The sequence below is a fragment of the Brevibacterium sp. VCM10 genome, from assembly GCF_000583215.1.
Taxonomy (GTDB): Bacteria; Actinomycetota; Actinomycetes; order Actinomycetales; family Brevibacteriaceae; genus Brevibacterium; species Brevibacterium linens.
Map to the genome: position 1 here is coordinate 28,859 of NZ_JAJB01000018.1, position 20,795 is coordinate 49,653.

The 20,795-nt window shown below is 65.6% G+C and carries 18 protein-coding genes; 10 read left to right on the forward strand and 8 right to left on the reverse strand.

Annotation, left to right across the window (positions count from 1 at the left end; translation table 11 throughout):
- Positions 1–70: 70 nt before the first annotated feature.
- The 3 genes from AD89_RS19860 to AD89_RS0104515 form a co-directional block, all read right to left on the reverse strand.
- The gene (locus tag AD89_RS19860) at positions 71–241 is read right to left on the reverse strand and encodes a hypothetical protein (RefSeq protein WP_155807369.1); all 171 of its coding nucleotides are present in this window, start codon (positions 239–241) and stop codon (positions 71–73) included.
- A gap of 16 nt (positions 242–257) precedes the next feature.
- Positions 258–1,628, reverse strand: coding sequence for an L-lactate MFS transporter (locus AD89_RS0104510; RefSeq protein ID WP_025777419.1), 1,371 nt, complete (start codon positions 1,626–1,628; stop codon positions 258–260).
- Positions 1,629–1,832: 204 nt separating this feature from the next.
- A complete protein-coding gene (locus AD89_RS0104515; RefSeq protein WP_025777420.1) occupies positions 1,833–2,618 on the reverse strand; it encodes a SurA N-terminal domain-containing protein in 786 nt (261 codons plus the stop codon).
- A gap of 178 nt (positions 2,619–2,796) precedes the next feature.
- Here AD89_RS0104515 and AD89_RS0104520 point away from each other — a divergent pair, with 178 nt between their 5' ends.
- Positions 2,797–3,153 carry a VOC family protein gene (locus AD89_RS0104520; protein ID WP_025777421.1) on the forward strand — a complete coding sequence of 119 codons (357 nt, stop codon included), beginning with the start codon at positions 2,797–2,799 and terminating at the stop codon, positions 3,151–3,153.
- Here the strand turns inward: AD89_RS0104520 and AD89_RS0104525 are convergent.
- Positions 3,134–4,309: an epoxide hydrolase family protein gene (locus AD89_RS0104525; RefSeq protein ID WP_025777422.1), complete on the reverse strand. Its 1,176-nt coding sequence runs from the start codon at positions 4,307–4,309 to the stop codon at positions 3,134–3,136. The two genes, AD89_RS0104520 and AD89_RS0104525, sit on opposite strands and share 20 nt — an antisense overlap.
- Positions 4,310–4,366: 57 nt before the next feature.
- Entirely contained in the window at positions 4,367–5,149 is a 783-nt protein-coding gene (locus AD89_RS0104530) for an NAD(P)H-dependent oxidoreductase (protein ID WP_025777423.1), read from the reverse strand.
- Between the two features lie 67 nt (positions 5,150–5,216).
- Between AD89_RS0104530 and AD89_RS0104535 the strand changes: the two genes are divergently transcribed.
- Positions 5,217–5,552, forward strand: coding sequence for a winged helix-turn-helix transcriptional regulator (locus AD89_RS0104535; RefSeq protein ID WP_025777424.1), 336 nt, complete (start codon positions 5,217–5,219; stop codon positions 5,550–5,552).
- A gap of 56 nt (positions 5,553–5,608) precedes the next feature.
- On the opposite strand, the gene AD89_RS0104540 is transcribed toward AD89_RS0104535, so the two are convergent.
- Entirely contained in the window at positions 5,609–6,166 is a 558-nt protein-coding gene (locus AD89_RS0104540; protein WP_025777425.1) for a dihydrofolate reductase family protein, read from the reverse strand.
- Between the two features lie 156 nt (positions 6,167–6,322).
- Here AD89_RS0104540 and AD89_RS0104545 point away from each other — a divergent pair, with 156 nt between their 5' ends.
- A complete protein-coding gene (locus AD89_RS0104545) occupies positions 6,323–7,522 on the forward strand; it encodes a M20 metallopeptidase family protein (protein ID WP_025777426.1) in 1,200 nt (399 codons plus the stop codon).
- A gap of 135 nt (positions 7,523–7,657) precedes the next feature.
- Here the strand turns inward: AD89_RS0104545 and fdhA are convergent, their stop codons facing one another.
- Positions 7,658–8,872, reverse strand: coding sequence for a formaldehyde dehydrogenase, glutathione-independent (gene fdhA, locus AD89_RS0104550; protein ID WP_025777427.1), 1,215 nt, complete (start codon positions 8,870–8,872; stop codon positions 7,658–7,660).
- A 163-nt stretch (positions 8,873–9,035) separates the two neighbouring features.
- A complete protein-coding gene (locus tag AD89_RS0104555) occupies positions 9,036–9,968 on the reverse strand; it encodes a LysR family transcriptional regulator (RefSeq protein ID WP_025777428.1) in 933 nt (310 codons plus the stop codon).
- Between the two features lie 262 nt (positions 9,969–10,230).
- Between AD89_RS0104555 and AD89_RS0104560 the strand changes: the two genes are divergently transcribed.
- The 7 genes from AD89_RS0104560 to AD89_RS0104590 all read left to right on the forward strand — a co-directional run bounded on the left by AD89_RS0104560 (position 10,231) and on the right by AD89_RS0104590 (position 20,795).
- Positions 10,231–11,451: an aromatic ring-hydroxylating oxygenase subunit alpha gene (locus tag AD89_RS0104560; protein WP_231488435.1), complete on the forward strand. Its 1,221-nt coding sequence runs from the start codon at positions 10,231–10,233 to the stop codon at positions 11,449–11,451.
- Entirely contained in the window at positions 11,448–12,962 is a 1,515-nt protein-coding gene (locus AD89_RS0104565; RefSeq protein ID WP_025777430.1) for an iron-sulfur cluster-binding domain-containing protein, read from the forward strand. The genes AD89_RS0104560 and AD89_RS0104565 overlap by 4 nt, the downstream gene beginning before the upstream one ends.
- Before the next feature lie 69 nt (positions 12,963–13,031).
- Positions 13,032–15,596 (forward strand): GcvT family protein, encoded by a 2,565-nt coding sequence (locus AD89_RS0104570; protein ID WP_025777431.1) that lies wholly within the window; start codon positions 13,032–13,034, stop codon positions 15,594–15,596.
- A 236-nt stretch (positions 15,597–15,832) separates the two neighbouring features.
- Complete coding sequence (locus AD89_RS0104575; RefSeq protein WP_025777432.1) at positions 15,833–16,996, forward strand: thiolase domain-containing protein; 1,164 nt, start codon at positions 15,833–15,835, stop codon at positions 16,994–16,996.
- The gene (locus AD89_RS0104580; RefSeq protein ID WP_025777433.1) at positions 16,996–18,663 is read left to right on the forward strand and encodes an AMP-binding protein; all 1,668 of its coding nucleotides are present in this window, start codon (positions 16,996–16,998) and stop codon (positions 18,661–18,663) included. The genes AD89_RS0104575 and AD89_RS0104580 overlap by 1 nt, the downstream gene beginning before the upstream one ends.
- Positions 18,660–19,583, forward strand: a complete 924-nt coding sequence (locus AD89_RS0104585; protein ID WP_081770334.1) for an SDR family NAD(P)-dependent oxidoreductase — start codon at positions 18,660–18,662, stop codon at positions 19,581–19,583. The genes AD89_RS0104580 and AD89_RS0104585 overlap by 4 nt, the downstream gene beginning before the upstream one ends.
- 171 nt (positions 19,584–19,754) lie before the next feature.
- Complete coding sequence (locus tag AD89_RS0104590; protein WP_231488424.1) at positions 19,755–20,795, forward strand: DctP family TRAP transporter solute-binding subunit; 1,041 nt, start codon at positions 19,755–19,757, stop codon at positions 20,793–20,795.

The following is a 20,795-nucleotide window of genomic DNA, read 5'->3' on the forward strand; positions in this document are numbered from 1 at the left end:
CTTCGATTCTGTGGGCCCGCGATGACAAGGGCGGGTTCGCGGCTGCGTCGGGGCCGCCTCGGCGAGGGAGTCAGCCGGTGAAGATCGCGACGGCCTTGATCACGGTCAGGGACAGGCCCCAGAGGAGACCGCCGACCACGACGACGGTGAGGACGGAGCCGACGGATTTGTAGGCGCCGCCGACCGGCGACTGCGGTGAGCCGGAGTCGGGGACGTGGGCGACGGGAGTCGAATCATTCATGATCGTGATCCTTCCTTCAGTTCTCTTCGAGGGCGGTGGCCTGCTTGGCCTTGACGTCCTCTTCGCGTTCGAAGTACTTCTCGCTGACCGGGCGGATGAGGGCATTGGCGATGAAGCCGATGACCAGCGCGCCGACCATGATGAACATTCCCGGAGTGTAGAGCGCGGGGCCTTCCTTCCCTGCTGCCTCTCCCGCCTCGACGACGGAGTTGACGATGAGCGGACCGGCCACACCGGCGGCAGACCAGGCGGTGAGCAGGGCGCCGTGGATGGCTCCGACCTGGTAGACGCCGAAGAGGTCCTTGAGGTAGGCGGGCACGGTGGCGAATCCGCCGCCGTAGAAGGAGATGATGACCAGTGTGGCCAGCACGAAGAGGATGAGCGAATCGCCGCCGAAGAGCGCGACGAGGAGGTAGAGGACCGCTCCGACGCCGAGGTAGAGCATGTAGTTGTTCTTCCGGCCGAGGTAATCCGACGTCGTCGACCAGATGAATCGTCCGCCCATGTTGCCGATGGAGAGCAGGCCGACGAAGCCGGCGGCCGCGGCGGCGGTGATGCCGAAGTAGGACTGGATCATCGGGGCGGCGTTCTCGAGGATGCCGATGCCCGCGGTGACGTTGAGGAACAGGACGACCCACAGCAGCCAGAACTGCGGTGTGCGGATGGCGTTGCGCACCGAGACGTTGCCCTTCGTCTGCATCGGCTTGGCCTCCACCTTCGACGGGTCGAAGCCCTTCGGGGTCCATTCCGGGTGGGGGACGGGGATGACGAAGGCGCCGGCGGCGATGACTACGGCGTAGACGATGCCGAGGGTGACGAAGGTCGGGGTCAGACCGGCGACGAGGTGTTCGGGATCGGCACCGCCGCCATAGAGGGCCATGAGCTGGTTCGACATCGGGCTGGCGATGAGCGCACCGCCGCCGAAGCCCATGATGGCCAGCCCTGTTGCCAGGCCGGGACGGTCCGGGAACCATTTCATCAGGGTCGAGACCGGGGAGATGTAGCCGATGCCCAGACCGATGCCGCCGATGACTCCGTAGCCGAGGTAGACCAGCCACAGCTGACCGGCCACGATGCCGAGCGAGGCGATGAAGAAGCCGACGACCCAGCAGGTTCCGGCGGCGACCATCGAGGCGCGAGGGCCGTTCTTCTCCACCCAGGGGCCGAAGACGGCCGAGGAGATGCCGAGCATGAGGATCGCGATCGAGAAGATCCAGCCGATCGAGACCTCACCGGAGTCGAAGTGGGTCATGAACGGAATCTTGAAGACGCTGAATGCGTAGACCTGGCCGATGCACAGGTGGATGGCCAGAGCGGCCGGTGGGATCAGCCACCGGTTGAAGTTCTTCGGCGCGACAATTGCCGAGCGCGTGAGAATGGAAGCCACGGGAAGTCCTTTTCGTGAATGAAACTCGTGTCACCGTCGACACCGGTCAGCGGACGGAACGTGCGACCGGCGGTCAGCCGACCGACCGGATAGTCCACCTCAGGGTAAGTTCCATACAAACAAAATGCGAGGAATGCTCAGCATTTTCTTGGGAAAAGACGGCAGTTTCTTGCCAACTGGCACGAAATCCGTGGCTCTCGGGTCTCAGAGGTGGATCGTGACGTCGGCCTGCTTGCGCAGCTTCTTCGCGAACTTCTGAGTTGCCTCCTGAGACTTCTGGCTCTTCACCTGCTCCTTGAGCTGGGGACGCATGTCCTCGATCGGCGGCATCTCCTGCTGGCCCTGGCCGCCCTGCTGAGCCATCTGCTCCTGCTGAGTCTTCGCCTGTTCGTAGGCCTGCCCGATCTCTTCGCCGCTGACCTTGAACTCACCGTACTCGTCTTCGACGAGGCCTTCGATCTTCAGCTGGTTCTTCAGCTCCGAGCGAACCTTCTTCTCATCCATGCCCTGGTCCTTCATGGCCTTGAGGAAGTCCTTCTCGCTCATCTGCCCCGACTTCGCGGATTCCTTGAGCCCCTTGTCGATGTCCTTGTCCGTGACGTCGATCTTGCGCTTGTCGGCTTCCTGGACGAGGACTTCGGTGCTCACGAGGTTCTCAGCGGTCTGCTTCTTCAGTCCCTTCTCATCGACCGGCTGGCCGGACTGCTGAGCCTGCATCTGCATCTGCTGGTACTGGGTTTCGAAGAGGGGAACGAACTCGCTCTTCTTGATCTTCTTGCCGTTGACCTCGGCGACCACCTCGGGGATGTCCTTGGTGTTCGGCTTGCCCTGCTGGCCCTGTTGGTCTTGGGCGGAGTCGGCGCCGGGGGACGCTTCGGCTGCGGCCGAGGACTCCTTCGGCTTTGCTTCGTCGCCCTGACTTCCGCAGGCGGCCAGCGCCACCACGGAGACGGACATGGCCAGGCCCAGCAGCCACCGGTTCGTTCGCACATTCACTCCTGCTCATCGGTTTCAGCCTGTCAGGCTAACAGGACCGACTCCCCGACGAATGTGTGGAGTATGTGCGTCACTTGGCAAGGGGTATTGCGGTAGGTGGATTCGGGTACACTGCGGCTACCGCAATTGCACGGAGCATGGTCCGTGCGATCCGCAGCGAAGGGAGTCGGCCATGGAATCGACGTTTCGCGGGGTGTTCCTCACCTGCACCGACGCCGAGGCGACCGCCGCCTTCTATCGGGAGATCGCGGGGCTGCCGCTGACGACCGAGGGCGATGAGGAGTACGCGTACTTCGTCGTCGAGGCCGGGGGAGTGCAGGTGGCTCTGCATTCGGCGGAGGCCTTTGCCGACTATGCGTTCCCGCCAGTGGCCGAGTCGAATCTCACGCACCTGTACTTCCGGATTCCGGATCAGGCGGAGTTCCTCGAGCGGATCAAGAACGCGGGCACTCCGCTGGTGGCGGTCGACGACGTCGTCGTCACGGTCGAGGACCCCGATGGCCGGAAGGTCATGTTCGGCACGGCGTGAGGACTGCCGTCAGTCCGGCCCTGAGGTCAGCGAGGAATTCGTACGGTGCTTCGAGGGACGGGAAGTGTCCGCCTTTCGGGGCTGCCTGCCAACGGACGATGCGCCGGTAGCGCTGCTGTGACAATGCGCGCGGATACCGTTCGATATCGCAGGGGTACATCGTGACCGCCGTGGGAACGTCGACGCGCAGATCGGGGTCGAGGGAGTCGTGGCTTTCGGCGTAGATGCGCGCCGAGGAAGCACCGGTGCGCATCAGCCAGTACAGAGAGACATTGTCGAGCAGTCGGTCCCGTGAGATCGTCTCGAACGGGCTGTCTCGGGTGTCCGTCCATTCGGCGAACTTGTCGAGGATCCACGCCAGCTGGCCGACGGGGGAGTCGACGAGGGCGTAGCCGATGGTCTGTGGGCGGGTGGCCTGCTGATGGGCATACGCGGCCCGATTGGCCCAGAAGTCTTCTGCGTCTTCGGCCCATGCGCGCTCGCCTGCTGTCAGCTCGTCGAGTGATGCGCCGGGGACGCCGGGGGCGTAGGTGGTGTGGATTCCGATGAGGTGGTCGGGGAAGCGTCCGCCGAGGATCGTGGTGATCACCCCTCCCCAGTCACCGCCGAAGGCTGCGAAGCGGTCGTAACCGAGCCTGCTCATGAGCGTCACCCAGGTTTCGGCGATCTTCTCCGTCGACCAGCCGGTGCTGCCCGGCTTGTCGCTGAAGCCGAAACCCGGCAGTGAGGGAACGACGCAGTGGAACGCCGGTGCCTCGGGACCGGTCGGTTCGGCCAGTTCGTCGATGACATCGACATACTCGGCGATGCTGCCGGGCCACCCATGGGTGAGGACCAACGGGGTTGCGTCGGTTCGCGAAGACGGGCGGTGGAGGAAGTGGATTCCGAGTCCGTCGATGACGGTGCGGAACTGGCCGATCTCGTTGAGCCGAGCCTCGAAGTTTCGCCACGAATAGTCGGTTCGCCAGTAGTCCACGAGGTCGACGAGGTCGGTGAGCGGGACACCCTGGGACCACCGGCCAGGTCCCGGTGCCGGTATCTGGCTCGCGACGGTCTCTGCTTCGGGCAGGCGGGCAGTGGCGAGTCTGCGGTTGAGGTCATCGATTTCGGACTGCGGGAGGTGGAGGTCGAAGGGTACGACGGCACTTGTGCTCATGGGGTCGGTGGGCCTTTCGATAGTGCGACGGACAACGGATCGGTATTGCGCGCTCGGTCAGCAGGCGGTGTGGATCCGCAGTCCGTGCTCTCCGGGGCGCAGGTGGGGTGCGAGTTCCCAGTCGGTGGTGTACTCGCCGGTGAACTGCGGCCGGTAGGGGATTGTCGGGGCAGTGAAGAGCTTGCCGAGGCGGTCTGTGAGTCGGGTACGGATCGGCGTCAGGTCGTCGATATGGTCGGCGCTGGGAATGGCGAACGGTTCGAGGACGCTCATGCCGGTGTAGGCGAAGGTCCCGTGCAGGAGGCCGAAGAGGAGTTCCTTGAGCTCGCCGGACTTCCCGCGGGGGCCGATGGCGTGCGGGCGATCTCCGAGGGTGGTGATGACGAATGCGCGTTTGCCGGTGAAAGGGCCCTGTTCGAAGCGGAGCCGTCTTCCGGTAGTCTCGTCGGTGCCGAATGCGAACCCGCTGACGAAGACTCGGTCGAACCAGCCTTTGAGGATCGCCGGCATCCCGTACCACCACAACGGGAACTGAATGACGAGCGCATCTGCCCGTCGCAGCTTCTCCTGTTCGTGGACGATCGCGTCAGGTTGGGCGCCGGTGAGGTGAGCTGTGCGCGTGTCGGCACTGATGCGGAACCGATGCGATGGGTGGTTGGCTGCATCGCGCGGACGCACCACCGGGTCCCATTCCATGGCATAGAGATCGGATTCGAAGACGGTGTGGCCGAGTGTGCGCAGATGCTCGATTCCGATCGTGCGCAAGCTTCCGTTGAGCGAGCGTGGTTCGGGGTGGGCGCTCAGCCAGAGGACAGTCGGAGGGGTGTCGTCGTATTGCATGTCTCCATCGTGGACTCTTAGAGTACAAGCGTCTAGTACGGACATTTCTGTCCCCATGGAGGTGCATATGCGGTTGCCGGTCCGTCGCGCGATGGAGGTGTGCCCGGTCGAGGTTGCGGTCTCGGCGGTCGGTGGCACCTGGAAGCTCACTGTCATCAAGCATCTGCTCGACGGAACTCGCCGGTTCAACGAACTCGGGCGACTGGTGCCGTTGGTGAACACGAAGACTCTCACCAGGCAGCTGCGCGAGCTCGAGGAGGACGGCTTGGTTCTGCGCACTGTCTATCCGGAAGTGCCGCCGCGTGTCGAGTACTCACTGACCGATCTCGGACGCAGTCTTCAGCCGATCGTCGAGGCGATGAACGAGTGGGGCAAGGACTTCGAACGCACTCACGCGGACTGAAGACAGGGGCAAGTGCCGTCCGCGGGCTCTGGCGCTTGGTCCTGCCGTATGGTGCTTCAGGCGCTCGGCTCGTAGGCCGAGTAGGTGATGCCGCTCGGGAAGGCCTTCGAGTCGATGAGTTTGAGGCGCGGCGGTCTGGCCGAGTGTGCTCCATCGTGGAAGTAGCCGCGTCCGCGACCCTGCCACACCGGGTAGGTGAACATCCGATACTCATCGACGAGACCCTCCGCGATGAGTTCGTGAGCCAGGGTGATGCTGCCGGTGACGATGACATCCCGTCCCGGTGCTTCCCGCAGGTCAGCGACCGCGCGCAGCGGATCGGAGCTGATGATCTGCGTGTTTTGCCATCCCGGTTCGGTCAGCGTCGAGGACACGACGCGTTTGTCGACCTGATTGAGGTGGTCGGCGACCCCGGTGGTGTCGTCGGTGGCGTGAGGCCAATAGTCGCGGAAGTCCTCGAAGGTCTGCCGACCGAGCAGCAGCACGTCCTCGTTCGAGGACTGCCGCATGAGTTCGGCCGTGAGCTCCTCGTCCTGGGCTTGTGGGTCGAACCAGTCGTCGAGCATCTCGACACGACCGTCGAGGGTGATGTTCTGAGTGATGATGATGCGCACGCTCGGTCTCCTCGTTGAGTGACGTGGGTAGTCAACATTACTTGCCTGCGCGGACCGGCAACAAGGGTGCGTCGGGGTGCACGCAGACGGGTGCAGGCATAGATTGGTCTCAGCAGCCGACCCGCACAGCACGCCACCCATACGATGAGGAGCCCCATGACCACCCCAGATTTCCGCACCGAAGCTCAGGGCCACCTCGGCGATCTCATTTCCCTGCGACGGAAGCTGCACGCGAATCCCGAACTCGGGTTCGACCTCCCCTTCACGCAGCGCACGGTGCTCGATGAGCTCGCCGGACTGGGGCTCGAGATCACCACGGGCCGGTCGCTCACCTCGGTGGTGGCCGTCCTCAAGGGCGGGAAGCCCGGGCCCGCAGTCCTGCTGCGTGGAGACATGGACGCGCTACCGGTCGTCGAGGGCACCGGCCTCGACTTCGCATCGACAAACGGGAACATGCATGCGTGCGGTCACGATCTGCACACGGCCGGCCTCGTCGGCGCCGCCCGCCTGCTCGCCGCTCACCGCGAGGAGATCCCCGGATCGATCATCTTCATGTTCCAGCCGGCTGAGGAGGTCGAGGGCGGGGCCGAGCCGATGATCGCCGAAGGCGTGCTCGAGGCCGCCGGAGTCCCGGTTGTCGCGGCCTACGGCATCCACGTCGAAGCCGACGTTCGAGGTCGCTTCACGACGAAGGGCGGACCGCTCATGGCCGGGTTCGCCGATCTCACCCTGACCATCCACGGGGCCGGCGGACACAGCAGCCAACCGCAGGCGACCCGCGACCCCGTGCCGGCGCTCGCCGAGGTGGTGCTGGCCCTGAATACGATGACCGGCAGGTCATTCGACATCTTCGACCCCGTCGTCGTCTCGGTCACCCAGCTCGAAGCCGCGCAGGCCAGCAACGTCATCCCGGACTCGGCGAAGCTCACCGCGTCCATCCGCTTCCTCTCCGCCGAGTCTCTGGCACTGCTGCAGGAGCGGGTGACGGAGATCGGTGAGAACATCGCCCGGGCGCACCGGTGCACCGCCGAGGTGGACTTCCAGGTGGGATTCCCTGTGACTGTGAATGACCCTGCCGAGTCGGCAGTCGTTCTTGAGCGGCTGGGCTCGGTGTTCGGGACCGAGCGGGTCGTCGAGATGGAGCATCCGCGGATGGGGTCGGAGGACTTCTCCTTTGTGCTCCAGAAGGTGCCGGGCACATTCGTCTTCCTCGGCGCGACGCCCGAAGGCATCGACCCGGACGCCGAGACGAACCATTCGCCCAGGGTGGTCTTCGACGACGGTCTGCTCGGCGATCAGGCTGCGGCGCTCGCCCACCTGGCGTTTGCGCGGCTGGAAGATGAGGAGCGGGGCTGATGGCCGGCTGTGGTCGCAAGAATAGGTCGTAACCGGATACTTTCAGGGCCTCCTGAGTATCCGGTTACGACCTGAATTTCGGCTCGCACTATCCGATTGCGACCACTGTTCGCAGAACAGCCCGTGGAACGAGCCTCAGGCGGAGATGAGGCCGTGGGGGTCGAGGACGAACTTCTTCGCCACACCGGAGTCGAAGTCGGCGTAGCCCTGCGGGGCATCCTCGAGGCGGATCGGGGTCGCATTGACGTTCTTCGCGATCGAGACCTTGTCGTGGAGGATCGCCTGCATCAGCCCCCGGTTGTACTTCATCACCGGGCACTGGCCGGTGACGAACACATGCGACTTCGCGAAGCCGAGCCCGAAGCGCATCGACAGCGATCCTTCCTTCGCCGCCTCATCGGGCGCGCCCGGATCGCCAGTGACGTAGAGACCGGGGATGCCGAGGCTGCCGCCGGCTCGGGTGATGTCCATGAGCGAGTTGAGCACCGTCGCCGGTGCTTCGTGACCGGCGTCCTTGCCGTGTCCGCGCGCTTCGAAGCCGACGGCGTCGATGCCGCAGTCGACCTCGGGTTCGCCGAGGATCTGCGCGATCTGATCCTTCGGGTCGCCCTTCGACACGTCGACCGTCTCGCAGCCGAATCCGCGGGCCTGTGCCAGACGATCTTCGTTGAGATCGCCGACGATGACACAGGCGGCACCGAGCAGCAGCGCCGAGGTGGCCGCGGCGATTCCGACGGGACCCGCACCGGCGACGTAGACCGTCGAACCCACACCGACACCGGCGCTGACAGCACCGTGGAAGCCGGTGGGGAAGATGTCGGAGAGCATCGTGAGGTCGAGGATCTTCTCCATCGCCTGGTCTTTGTCCGGGAACTTCAGGACGTTCCAATCGGCATAGGGCACGAGCACGTACTCGGCCTGTCCGCCGACCCATCCGCCCATGTCGACATAGCCGTACGCCGAACCCGGGCGGTCCGGATTGACGTTGAGGCAGATTCCGGTCTTGCCTTCCTTGCAGTTGCGGCAGCGACCGCACGAGATGTTGAACGGCACCGACACGAGATCGCCGACCTTGACGAACTCGACGTCCCGCCCGACCTCGACGACCTCACCGGTGATTTCGTGACCGAGTACCAGCCCCTCCGGGGCAGTCGTACGGCCCCGGACCATGTGCTGGTCGGAGCCGCAGATGTTCGTCGCCACCGTCTTGAGGATGACACCGTGATCGACCTTGCGACCGATATTGGCGGGATTGACTCCAGGCCCGTCCTTGAGGACGAAGTCCGGGTACTCGGTGTCGATGACCTCGACCTTCCCGGGACCTGCATAGCTGATTGCCTTATTGCTCATCGTTGAGCCTCCATGGGTGCGAAAGCGTGGGAATTCGATATGCGAGTGCGACGAACGGGAGTGCGTCGACAGCTCTGACATATCAGTCTGACATCAGACTTAGATGCAGTCTCGCCGTCGTGAGAGAGCTCTGTCAAGCCCCCTGCAGGGAACATCTGCAGGCTCAGGAGTCTTCGCGCAGGCGCGTCGAGAGAATGTACTGGGAGGTCGTGCGCAGATGTTGAAGGGAATCCCTGATCAGCGGAGATCTGCGACTGCCTGCCCGCATGGCGGCGATGATCTTTCGGCTCAGTCGGCCGGAGCCTGTCAGGCGAACCCGGCTGACGTTGTCTTCGCCGGCGAGACTCGCCAGTCGCGGCAGCAGGCTGACTCCGATGCCTGCCCCGACCAGGGCTGCCGAGGTCTCCCACTCGGCCGACTCGTGTGCCACCGATGGTGTCACTCCCGCCGCTGTGAAAGCAGCGATGAAAAGCGAGTGATAGGGCGATCCCGGGCCTGCTGTGATCCACTCCTCTCCCGCGAGTTCGCTCAGCGTCACTGACTCCCGACCTGCAACCGGGTGATCGGAGGGCACCATGACGTCGAGGGGATCGTCGAGGAGGTCGATGCTCTCGAACCGGTCGTCCTCCTCGACCTGGACATTGCCCTGCATCGAGACGATGACGGCGAGGTCGATGCGCTCGGCGATGAGAAGTTCGAAGCAGCGAGCTGGGCTGGCTTCGATGACGTGGACGCTGATCCCGGGACGAGTCGTGCGCAGCTTGGCGGCCAGCGGCGCCAGCAGATTCGACGAGGCGGTGGAGAAGCCGCCGATGCCGAAATGCGTCGGTGCCTGGTCGCCGGCTCCGAGCGCACCGGCGCGGATGTCCTCCCACGCGGCGGTCAGCTCGTCGGAGCGGCGGACGAGATAGCGGCCGGTCGACGTCAATCGCAGGCCGCGTCCGTCCTTGACGAGCAGCGTCATTCCCAGGGCCTGCTGCAGCTCTCTGAGCTGGCCGGAGACCGCCGATGCGGAGTAGCCGGTGAGCTCGGCGGTGGCGGCGACGGTGCCGCAGGCGGCGAAGGTGCGCAGCGTCGTCAGGCGCGGATCGATCATGCGCACAATTATGCAGTGAATCCGCAGAATATGTAACGAAATCTCGCGCTTTTTCTGCAGGGTGTTCCTCGCTAGTGTGACTGTCGAGATCGTTCCGGCAGCACACGGTTTCCGCGGTCTCCGCCGAGGAATTCGCCCGTTCCACCGGTGGGCCGCTGCAGGCAGACATCAAGGGAGATGAGAATTGACCGCTACCAACCTGGCACCGACGAAGAAGGGCTTCCCTGCCGGCTTCACCGAGGAGAAGCTCGACGAGACCCGCATCCGACTCGACACCCGTCGGACAGGCTTCTCGCTCGAGGCGCCGTTCTACACGGATCCGAATCTGTTCAACCTCGACATGCAGGCCATCTTCGGTCAGCACTGGGTCTTCGCGTGCAGCGTCGCCGAGATCCCCGAGCCGGGTGACTATGTCACGCTCGACTACGGTCCGTACTCCCTCATCGTCCTGCGAGGCGACGATGGCGGCGTCAACGTCCTCCACAACGTCTGCCGGCACCGCGGGGCACGAGTCCTCACCGATCCGCAGGGAACGACGGGCAACCTCGTCTGCGGCTACCACTCGTGGACGTACTCTCCCGAGGGCGACCTCATCCACGCCTCGGCGCCGGGGGAGATGACCTTCGACAAGTCCTGCTACGCGCTCAAACGCGCGCACGGGAAGATCGCCGCCGGACTCGTGTTCATCTGCCTGGCCGAAGAGCCGCCGACGGACTTCCACGAGACCGCGAAGATCTTCGAACCCTATATCGCCCCGCACGAGCTGGAGAAGACGAAGGTCGCCTTTCAGCAGAACATCGTCGAAGAGGGCAACTGGAAGCTCGTGATGGAGAACAACCGCGAGTGCTATCACTGCGACGGCCACCCCGAGCTCGCGTGCTCGCTGTTCCCCACGTGGGGCCTGACCGACGAGACGATCCCGCCGCACCTCGAAGACGTCTGGGATCGCAATCAGCAGGCCCAGGCCTCCCTCGAGTACCGCTGCCGCCGCTACGGCCTGCCCTACGAGGTCGTCGAAGAGCTCGACACCCGCGTCGGCGGCATCCGCATCTCCCGCGAATCGCTCGATGGGGCGGGAGAGTCCTTCTCGGCAGACGGGCGCCGGCTGTCGAAGAAGCTGCTCGGCGACCTGCCGGACTTCCGCCTCGGTCGCTGCTCGATGCATCTGCAGCCGAACTCCTGGTTCCACCTCCTCGGCGATCATGTCATCACGTTCGGCGCGTACCCCATCAACGCACACCAGACGCTGGTGCGCACCACCTGGCTCGTTGCCGATGACGCCGTCGAAGGCGTCGACTATGACCTTGAAACCCTCACGTACACGTGGAAGCAGACGAACCTGCAGGACAAGGCCTTCGTCGAACTCTGCCAGCAGGGAGCGGCGAGCCCGTTCTACGAGCAGGGCCCGTACATGAAGAGCGAGTACCAGGTCGAGGCCTTCATCAACTGGTACGTGACTCGGATGCGGGAGCACATCGGATGAGGTCCTCCGCTGCGCCGGCGACACCGCTCGCCCAGCGGGTTCGGGGCCTGGAGATGCCGTGGAACCGGGTGCTGTCGAGTACCGCGGGCCCGGCCGGGGCCGCCACCGCGCTGGGCCCCTGGCACCCGCAGGAGTTCACCGCCGAATGTGTGGAGACCATCCCCGAGGCGGGTGGCATGATGGTCTTCGTCTTCCGTCGCATGGACGGTGCGCCCCTGGCGTTCCGCTCCGGGCAGTACATCAACATCGACTTCCCCATCGACGGACCCGATGCCGAGCCGGTGTCGCGCAGCTATTCGATCTCCTCGGCCCCGACCGAGCCGTGGACGTTCTCGATCACGATCAAACGCGACCCCAATGGCAAGGTGTCGCCATGGGCGCATGACCACCTCCGCCCCGGCACTGTCCTCGACATGCTCGGCCCGGTCGGTGCGTTCCACCTCGCAGATTACGACCGGAGGGCACGGTTCCTGCTGCTCGCAGCCGGGGCCGGGATCACCCCGCTGATGTCGATGATCCGGACCGTCCATGCCCTGCCCGGGCAGGCCGACGTCGTCCTCCTCTACCACGGTTCGGCCCCCGACTCCTTCGCTTTCTCCGAGGAGCTCGACTTCCTCGCCAAGGCAGACTTCAGGATCAAGGTCATCTACTGCCTCGGCGATCGCGAGTGCGGTGAGGAGTGGACGGGGCGGACGGGTCGTCTGTCGCAGGAGCTGCTCGAGGAACTCGTCCCCGATGCCAACGGCCGGCAGGTCTTCGCCTGCGGTCCGGAGGGCTACCTCAATTCCGCGACCGAGCTGCTGCGCAGCGTCGGCGTCGACGACACCTCGGTGTTCATGGAGTTCTTCTCCGGCGACCGCGAGATCCGTGCCGAATACGCCGAGGAAGTCGCCATCGCCGGTGAGATCGCCGAGGAGATCGCGGCGACGACCGAGGAGTACTTCGAGTCTCAGCCCGCCGCGCTGGATCTGTACGAACCCGAGTACGACGCCGATGGTCCCGTCGAGGCCGTCGGCGCACCGACCGAAGCGGTCGACGCCGAGGCGGTCGTGCCCGTCGAGGACGAGGTCGAGATCGAGGTCGTCGGGGTCACCGACGAGAACCTCGCCGAGGCGGGTTCCGGGTCCGCGTCGAACGCTGGGTCTGCGGGTTCGGCGGGGAGCCGGACGGCCGCCTCGGCGACGGGATCGTCCGACGATGACGAAACGGAGGTCGTCGACCCCGCCGCACTGCCTACTGTGGGTGAGGGTGAGCACACGATGTCGTTCGTGCGCACCGGCCTCAATGTCTGCGTCGGGGAGGACGAAACGGTCCTGCTGGCCGCGCGGAAGGCGGGGGTGAAGATCCCCGCGAACTGTCAGGAGGGCATGTGCGGATCCTGCAAGATCGTCAAGCTCGACGGGGACGTCGAGATGAATCATCTGGGCGGAATCCGCGCCAGGGAGATCGACGCGGGCAAATTCCTGCCGTGCTGCTCGACGGCGAAGACCGACCTCGTCATCGACGCCTGAATCACGGGCACCTGTCGGACATCGGCTGCGACATCAGCCTCCACCACTTTCACCACTAAGGAGTACTCAGTGCCGAAGACATCACCACGAGTCGTCATCATCGGAGCCGGCATCGTCGGCGCCAACCTCGCCGACGAACTCGCGCAGCTGGGCTGGACCAACACCCTCGTCATCGAACAGGGCCCGCTGACCATCCCGGGCGGCTCGACCTCCCACGCCCCGGGACTCGTCTTCTCCTCGAACGGGTCGAAGTCGATGACCGAGTTCGCGCAGTACACGATCGAGAAGCTCACCTCGCTCAAGGACGCCGACGGCCGCGGCTCGTTCCTGCCCGTCGGCGGACTCGAGATCGCCACCACCGAGGATCGGCTGCAGGATCTGCACCGCAGGGCCGGATGGAACCGGTCCTATGGGGTCGACGCCGACGTCATCGACGCCGACGAATGCGCGAAGCTCTTCCCCATGCTCAACCGGGACATGGTCCACGGCGGACTGCTCACTCCGGGTGACGGGCTTGCATTGGCGGCGAAGGGAACTCAGCTTGTCATCGACCGTGCCCGTGCCGCTGGAGTCGAATTCCGCGACCGGACCACCGTGACCGATATCGAGACGACAGGCGGGCGGGTCAGCGCTGTGATCTGCGGCGATGACCGGATACCGGCCGATATCGTCGTCTCCTGCGCCGGGTTCTGGGGACCGAAGATCGGTGAGATGGTCGGCACCCCGATTCCTCTGCTGCCGTTGGGCCACCAATTCGCCTGGACCACCGAGGTGCCCTCTTTGGTGGGTGCGAACGAACTGCCCGCCGGGGCGAAGCGCCCCATCCTGCGCTACCAGGACAAGGACCTGTACTACCGCGAATGGGGCGAGCGGATCGGCATCGGCTCCTACGCCCACCGTCCGATGCCCGTCGACCTCGACACCCTGCAGACCTACTCGCCTGACGAGATCACGAGCGAACGGATGCCCTCGAGCCTCGAGTTCACTCCGGACGACTTCGCCCCCGAATGGGAGGCGACGAAGACTCTGCTGCCCGAACTCGCACAGACGCAGATCCAGCGCGGGTTCAACGGAATCTTCTCCTTCACCCCGGACGGCGGTTCGCTGGTCGGACAGTCACGTCAGGTCGACGGGTTCTTCGTCGCCGAGGCGGTGTGGGTGACCCATGGTGCCGGTATCGCCCGCGCCGTGGCCGAGCTCATCGCCGAAGGACGGTCGAAGACCGACCTGTCCGGCATCGATCTCAACCGGTTCGATGACGTGCAGACGACTCCGGACTACGTCAGCAAGACCTCTCAGCAGAACTTCGTCGAGATCTACGACATCATCCATCCTCTGCAACCACGGGTCTCCCCGCGTGACCTGCGGTCGAGCCCGTTCCGGAGGCAGCAGGAGGAGCTCGGTGCGTTCTTCCTCGAAACCTCCGGCTGGGAGCGGCCGCACTGGTTCGACGCGAACGCCGCACTGCTGTCGGAGATGCCGTCCGAGTGGGCGGCACCGGAACGCGACTCCTGGGCGGATCAGTTCCACTCGCCCATCGCGGCAGCCGAAGCGTGGAAGACCCGCACCTCGGTGGCGATGTTCGACATGACCCAGCTCAAACGCTTCGAGGTCACCGGCCCCGGTGCCGGCGAGCTGCTGCACGGGATGACCACCTCGTCGATGCTGCGCAAACCGGGAGCGGTCAGCTATACGCTGCTGCTCGATGAGGCCGGCGGCATCACGAGCGACATCACGGTCGCGATCCTCGACGAAGAGACCTACCAGGTGGGAGCGAACTCGAACATCGACCTCGCGGCCATCTCGCGGGCGGCCAAGCATCAGTCCGCCGCCGACCCGTCGAAGTGGGTGACCGTGCGCGAGACGACACCGGGAACCTGCTGCATCGGGCTGTGGGGACCCCTGGCCCGGGACGTCATCGCCAAGGTCACCGATGAGGACTTCAGCGACGCCGGACTCAAGTACTTCCGGACGAAGCCCGCGGTGCTCGGGGGAGTGCCGGTCACGGCGATGCGCCTGTCCTACGTCGGCGAACTCGGCTGGGAGATCTACACCTCGGCGGACCTGGGTTCGCGGCTGTGGGATGTGCTGTGGGAAGCCGGTGAGGAATTCGGCATCATCGCCGGAGGTCGCGAAGCGTTCAACTCGATGCGCCTGGAGAAGGGCTTCCGGTCCTTCGGCACCGATATGACCAGCGAACACGAACCGGTTCAGGCCGGACTCGGATTCGCCGTGAAGGCGTCGAAGACCGACGATTTCATCGGCAAGGCCGCGCTCGAGTCGAGGGCGGCTGAGGCGACGACGAAGCTGACCTGCCTCACCCTCGACGTGCCCTCTGATGTCGTGCTCGGCAAAGAACCGGTGTACGTGGTGGGCGGGGAACGCTCAGGTGCCGCCGATGGCGGGGCCGCCTCGGCGAAGTCGGACGGATCGGTCGGCTCAGGTGCCGCCGATGGCTACGTCACCTCGGCGGCGTACGGCTACACGATCGGGAAGTCGATCGCCTACGCCTGGCTGCCGAACACCCTGTCGGTCGGGGATGCCGTGGAGATCGAGTACCTCGGCCGTCGCTTGCCCGCCACAGTCACCGCCGAGCCGCTCTTCGACCCGGAGATGACGCGCCTCAAGGGGTGAGCCGGGGCGGCGTCGCTGCCGAAGTTCATCGAAAAACGCACGGAGCGTCGAGAAACGGGTGTACGCGCCCGTTTCTCGACGCTCCGCCCGTTTTTCGGCGGCTGGGTCTGTGGTGGAGTGGAGAAGGCCGACACCAATGTTCCATATGGTGGATTTTCTTTGACCGGCTGATGGGACCGGGAAAGTATGTGAGGACAGTGCTCGTTCCGCAGAGCCCGGTACCCGAAGGAGTGTCCATGTCCTCACCTGCGATCATCGGCTGGTCCCACGGCAAGTTCGGCCGGTCCGAATCACCGCTGCCCCAGATGATGGCCGACGTCGCCCGCGATGCCATCGCCGAGGCGGGACTGGAACCCGCCGACATCGACGTCATCCACGTCGGCGTCTTCAACAACGGACTCTCCCGCCAAGGCTTCGAAGCCGCCCTGCCGGGCACCGTGTTCCCCGAACTCGCCCGCACACCCGCCCACCGGCACGAGAACGCCTGCGCCACGGGGTCTGCCGCGATCTTCGCCGCCCACGACTCCATCGCCGCCGGCCGCCACACAACGGCCCTGGTCATCGGTGCCGAACGCATGACTCAAGCCTCCGGCCACGACGTCAACGAGGTGCTGCTCAGCGCCAGCTTCCGGGAAGAGGAAGAGCACTTCAAATCCTTCGCCGGAGTCTTCGGCGAGATCACCCGCCAGTATTTCGACCGCTACGGCGACCACTCGGAGACACTGGCGAAGATCGCCGCGAAGAACCACGCGAACGGATGGCAGAATCCGCTGGCGCACATGCAGAAGGACCTCGGCTTCGACTTCTGCAACACCGTGAGCGAGAAGAACCCGTATGTCGCCGAACCCCTGCGCCGCACCGACTGCTCGATGGTCTCCGACGGAGCCGCGGCGCTGGTCCTGGCCGCCGAGGATGTCGCCGCCTCCGCGCCGCAGGCCGTGACGTGGAGAGGCATGGGCAACGCCAACGACGTCCTGCCGCTGTCCCAGCGCGACCCGCTCGAGATGGCGGGCGCCCGCGCGGCCATGGACCAGGCGCTCACGGCCGCCGGCATCGGCATCGACGACCTCGACTTCCTCGAGACCCACGACTGCTTCACCATCGCCGAACTCCTCGAATACGAAGCCTTCGGCCTCGCCGCCCCCGGTCAGGGACACACCCTGCTCGACGAGGGCGCCACCGAGATCGGCGGTCGTCTGCCCGTCAACCCCTCCGGCGGACTCAAGGCCAAGGGCCACCCCATCGGCGCGACCGGTGTATCCATGCACGCCCTGGCCGCCGCTCAGCTGACCGGTCGCTCACCCGGCATCCAGATCGAGTCCCCGGAACTCGCCGGAGTCTTCAACATGGGCGGTGCCGCCGTGTCGAACTTCGCCTCGATCCTCGAGCGCGTCCGCTGATGCGCGCCGTCTCCCAGACCTCCCCGGCCAAGGACTTCGCGCCCACACCGAGGCGCGGTGTCAACGTCTCCCACTTCCTCACCCAGACCGCCCGGCGTCTGCCCGACCGCCTCGCCGTCGTCGACGACGATCACGGGCAGCGGTGGACCTGGGCCGAACTCGACGCCCGCGCCGAGGCGCTCGCCGCAGCCCTCCAAGCCGGTGGCGTGGATCGTCGCGACACCGTCCTCCTCGTCTCGGCCAATCACGCCGAGGTGATCCAGTCGTTCTGGGGGATCCTGCGCTCCGGCGGGGTCATCGCCCCACCGAACGCGGCCCTGTCGACCGAGGAGCTGCTCGGCATCAGCGCCGAGGTGGCCCCTGCCGCCGTCATCGCCGACCGCGCCTACGCCGACTTCGTCACGGCCCTCAAAGACACCGGCTTCACCGGCCCCGTCTTCTGGATCGGGGAGCTGCCCACGGCTCAGGCGGCGGCCGCTCCGGCAGAGGCCGTCGACTCGACGGTCGATGAGGACGATCCCTGCTGGTACTTCTTCACCTCCGGGTCGACCGGCCGACCCAAGGCCGCGACGTTCACGCACCGCCACCTCGGCGCGGTGCTCATGAATCACCGCTGCGACCTCTTTCCCAATGAGGACGAGACGGGAGCCTCGCTCGTGCTCGCGCCGCTGTCGCACGGGGCGGGCATCCACATGCTCGGACAGGTCTTCGGCGGCACCCCGTCGGTCATCCACCCCGGCGGCAAGCCCGGCGTGGAGTCCCTGTGGCCGGTCATCGACGCCTACGGGATCACGAACGCCTTCACCGTCCCGACCATCCTCAACCGCATCGTCGCCGGCTTTCCCGACGGCCGCGGACCCGAGGACCACACGCTCGAGCGCGTCATCTACGCCGGTGCCCCGATGCTCGCGACCGACCAGGCTCGGGCGCTCGAGCGGCTCGGACCCTGCCTCGTCCAGTACTTCGGCCTCGCCGAGGTGACCGGTGCGATCACGATCCTCCGGCCCGAGGACCACGGAGTCATCCCTGTCGACGATGCCGGCATCGGCACCTGCGGCCGCGCCCGCACCGGAGTCGAGATCGTCATCGTCGACGACACCGGCACGCAGCTGCCCACCGGTGTCCAGGGCGAGGTCTGCGTGGCCGGACCGACGGTGTGCGCAGGCTACCTCGGTCGCCCCGATGCCAACGCCGAATCCTTCGCCGGCGGACTCTTCCACACCGGCGACGTCGGCTACCTCGACGACCGCGGATACCTTTTCCTCACCGGCCGGAAGTCCGATATGTACATCTCCGGCGGATCGAACGTCTACCCCCGCGAGATCGAGGAGCTCCTCCTCACCGACACCGAGGTGGCCCAGGCCGTCGTCGTGGGCGTGCCCGACCCGCAGTGGGGCGAGATCGGCGTGGCCGTTATCGAACGCGCGAAAGCGCCGGCCGGTGCCGATGGTGGTGTCGGTGGCGGCGACCGGGCCGATGCCGCGAACATAAGCAGCATCGCCGACTTGGCCGAGCGGCTGACCGCGCTGTGCAGGTCCGGTTTGGCCAAGTACAAGGTGCCCAAGGAGATTCACGTCGTCGAGACGATGCCGGTGACCGCCTACGGCAAACTCGCGCGCAAGGAACTCAAGGCCGAATACTCACAGGGACGAGGCAGCGCACGATGAGCACAACAGACACGGCAGCCGTGTCAGGGCCGGCAGGTAGGTTAGTCGGCACGACGATCATGGCCATCGGCTGCGGCACTCCGGACGGGGAGGTGAACAACGGCTTCGCTGCGGCGATCGGATTCCTTCGTGAGGGGGCGAAGGTCTGCATCGTCGACCGTGACCCAGGTGCGCTTGACGAAGCGACACGGGCCCTCGCCGAGGCGGCCGCCCGGGCCGACTCGAACGGTGCGGTCACGGCCGGGCGGGGCCACTTCGGTGGGGCCGCTTTCGATGCCCAGGTTGATCTCGACGCTCAACTGACCACGGTCGTCGCCGATGTCGGCGACGAGGACTCGCTGGCGGCGGCGTTCGCGCACTGCGCCGACCGCCTCGGCGGGCCGACCGTGCTCCATTACAACGTCGGAATCGTCGTCAACGGAGGAGTCGACGACCTCGCCACCGACGGCTTCCGCCGAGCCCTCGATATCAACCTCACCGGGGCGTTCTCCGCGATCAAGCATGCCCTGCCGCATATGCGCACGGCCGGGCACGGGTCGATCATCACGGTGTCCTCGGTCGGCGGGATGCGGTATATGGGCTATGACTACCCGGCGTATGCGGCCTCGAAGGCCGGGCTCATCGAACTGACGAAGGTCGTCGGCGCGCAGTACGCCTCTGAAGGCATCCGCGCGAACTCGATCGCCCCGGGCCTCATCGAGACCCCGCTCATCCACCGCTCGATCTCGGGTCACTACGACTCGGTCGAGGAGATGCTCGCCGCCCGTCACGCGCAGTCACCGACCGGGTCAATGGGTCGGCCCGAGGACGTCGCCGACCTCGCGGTGTTCCTCGCATCACGCGAGTCGACCTATATCAACTCCACGCTTATCCCCGTCGACGGGGGACTGACCCATTACGCGGGGATGCCGAAACGTTGACGCGGACGGACGTGTGCACGGTTCGGGCCAACTCGGTGACGGAGAACCCGGCGAACATGGCGGGGAACTCGAGTGTGAATGGAACGGCCGCCTCGGCGAGGGACTGCGCCGCGGTCGGGGCCCGACCCCACCGAACTCAACGACAGTGAGATAACGGAAACAAAGGAGGCAATGGTGCCGAGAACACGGACGACGAGGACGATGCTCGTCTGGTCCGCCGTACTGATGGTGTGCGCCCTGCTGCTGGCGGGGTGCGGAACGAACTTCGGCACCACCGACGACGGCAAGCAGCGCTACCGCTGGAAGATGACGGTGACGACGGGCTCGACGAGCACGTGGTACCTCGCGGCACAGAAGCTGGCGAAGGACCTCGAGGACGAGACCGACGGTCGGATCACGATGAAGATCTTCACGAGCGAACGACTCTCCGCCGGCGAACCCACCGCCGGGGTCGAACAGCTCATGGACGGTGCGAAGGACTTCTCCTACAACTCGCCGATCATCTACGCCGGCGTCGACCCGCGCTTCGGCGCCGTCACCGCGCCCTTCGTCTTCGACTCCGTCGAGGACGGACAGGAGGCGCTCGCCGGTGCCGGCGGGCAGGTGTACAAGGACTACCTCGCCGAACGCGGCGTGCACCTGCTCGGCTTCGGCGAGTCCGGGATGCGGCAGCTGACGAACTCGCACCGGCCCATCCACACCCCCGAGGACATGCGGGGCATGAAGTTCCGCATCCCCGGCTTCGGCATGTACACCGACCTCTACCGGCAGATCGGCGCGAACCCGACGACGATGCCCTTCAGCGAGGTCTTCACCTCGCTGCAGCAGGGTGCCATCGATGGGCAGGAGAACCCGATCGACGTCATCTACTCGGCGAACCTGCAGGAGGTCCAGCCGTACCTGACGCTGTGGAACTACTCCTACGACCCGCTCATCCTCGGCGTCAACAAGGATCTCTACGACTCCCTGACGCCCGAGGATCAGAAGCTCGTGACCCGGCTGGCCGGTGATGCGAACGCGTTCCAGATCAAGAAGAACCGTGACGGTGAGTCCGAGCTCATCGACGAACTCAAGGAATCCGGTATGGAGGTCAACGAACTCAGCGACGAGGAGAAGGACGCCTTCCGCGCGAAGCTGGGTCCGATCTACAGCGAATACCGCAAGGTCTGGGGACCGGACATGGCCCAGGCGTTCATCCCGAAAGGACTGTGA

Coding starts and splice junctions, on each gene's coding strand:
- AD89_RS0104545 (WP_025777426.1), top strand. CDS start 6,323: ATGACCACCCCAGATTTCCGCACCGAAGCTCAGGGCCACCTCGGCGAT.
- AD89_RS0104590 (WP_231488424.1), top strand. CDS start 19,755: ATGGTGCCGAGAACACGGACGACGAGGACGATGCTCGTCTGGTCCGCC.
- AD89_RS0104535 (WP_025777424.1), top strand. CDS start 5,217: ATGCGGTTGCCGGTCCGTCGCGCGATGGAGGTGTGCCCGGTCGAGGTT.
- AD89_RS0104565 (WP_025777430.1), top strand. CDS start 11,448: ATGAGGTCCTCCGCTGCGCCGGCGACACCGCTCGCCCAGCGGGTTCGG.
- AD89_RS19860 (WP_155807369.1), bottom strand. CDS start 241: ATGAATGATTCGACTCCCGTCGCCCACGTCCCCGACTCCGGCTCACCG.
- AD89_RS0104580 (WP_025777433.1), top strand. CDS start 16,996: ATGCGCGCCGTCTCCCAGACCTCCCCGGCCAAGGACTTCGCGCCCACA.
- AD89_RS0104555 (WP_025777428.1), bottom strand. CDS start 9,968: ATGATCGATCCGCGCCTGACGACGCTGCGCACCTTCGCCGCCTGCGGC.
- AD89_RS0104585 (WP_081770334.1), top strand. CDS start 18,660: ATGAGCACAACAGACACGGCAGCCGTGTCAGGGCCGGCAGGTAGGTTA.
- AD89_RS0104525 (WP_025777422.1), bottom strand. CDS start 4,309: ATGAGCACAAGTGCCGTCGTACCCTTCGACCTCCACCTCCCGCAGTCC.
- AD89_RS0104575 (WP_025777432.1), top strand. CDS start 15,833: ATGTCCTCACCTGCGATCATCGGCTGGTCCCACGGCAAGTTCGGCCGG.
- fdhA (WP_025777427.1), bottom strand. CDS start 8,872: ATGAGCAATAAGGCAATCAGCTATGCAGGTCCCGGGAAGGTCGAGGTC.
- AD89_RS0104530 (WP_025777423.1), bottom strand. CDS start 5,149: ATGCAATACGACGACACCCCTCCGACTGTCCTCTGGCTGAGCGCCCAC.
- AD89_RS0104520 (WP_025777421.1), top strand. CDS start 2,797: ATGGAATCGACGTTTCGCGGGGTGTTCCTCACCTGCACCGACGCCGAG.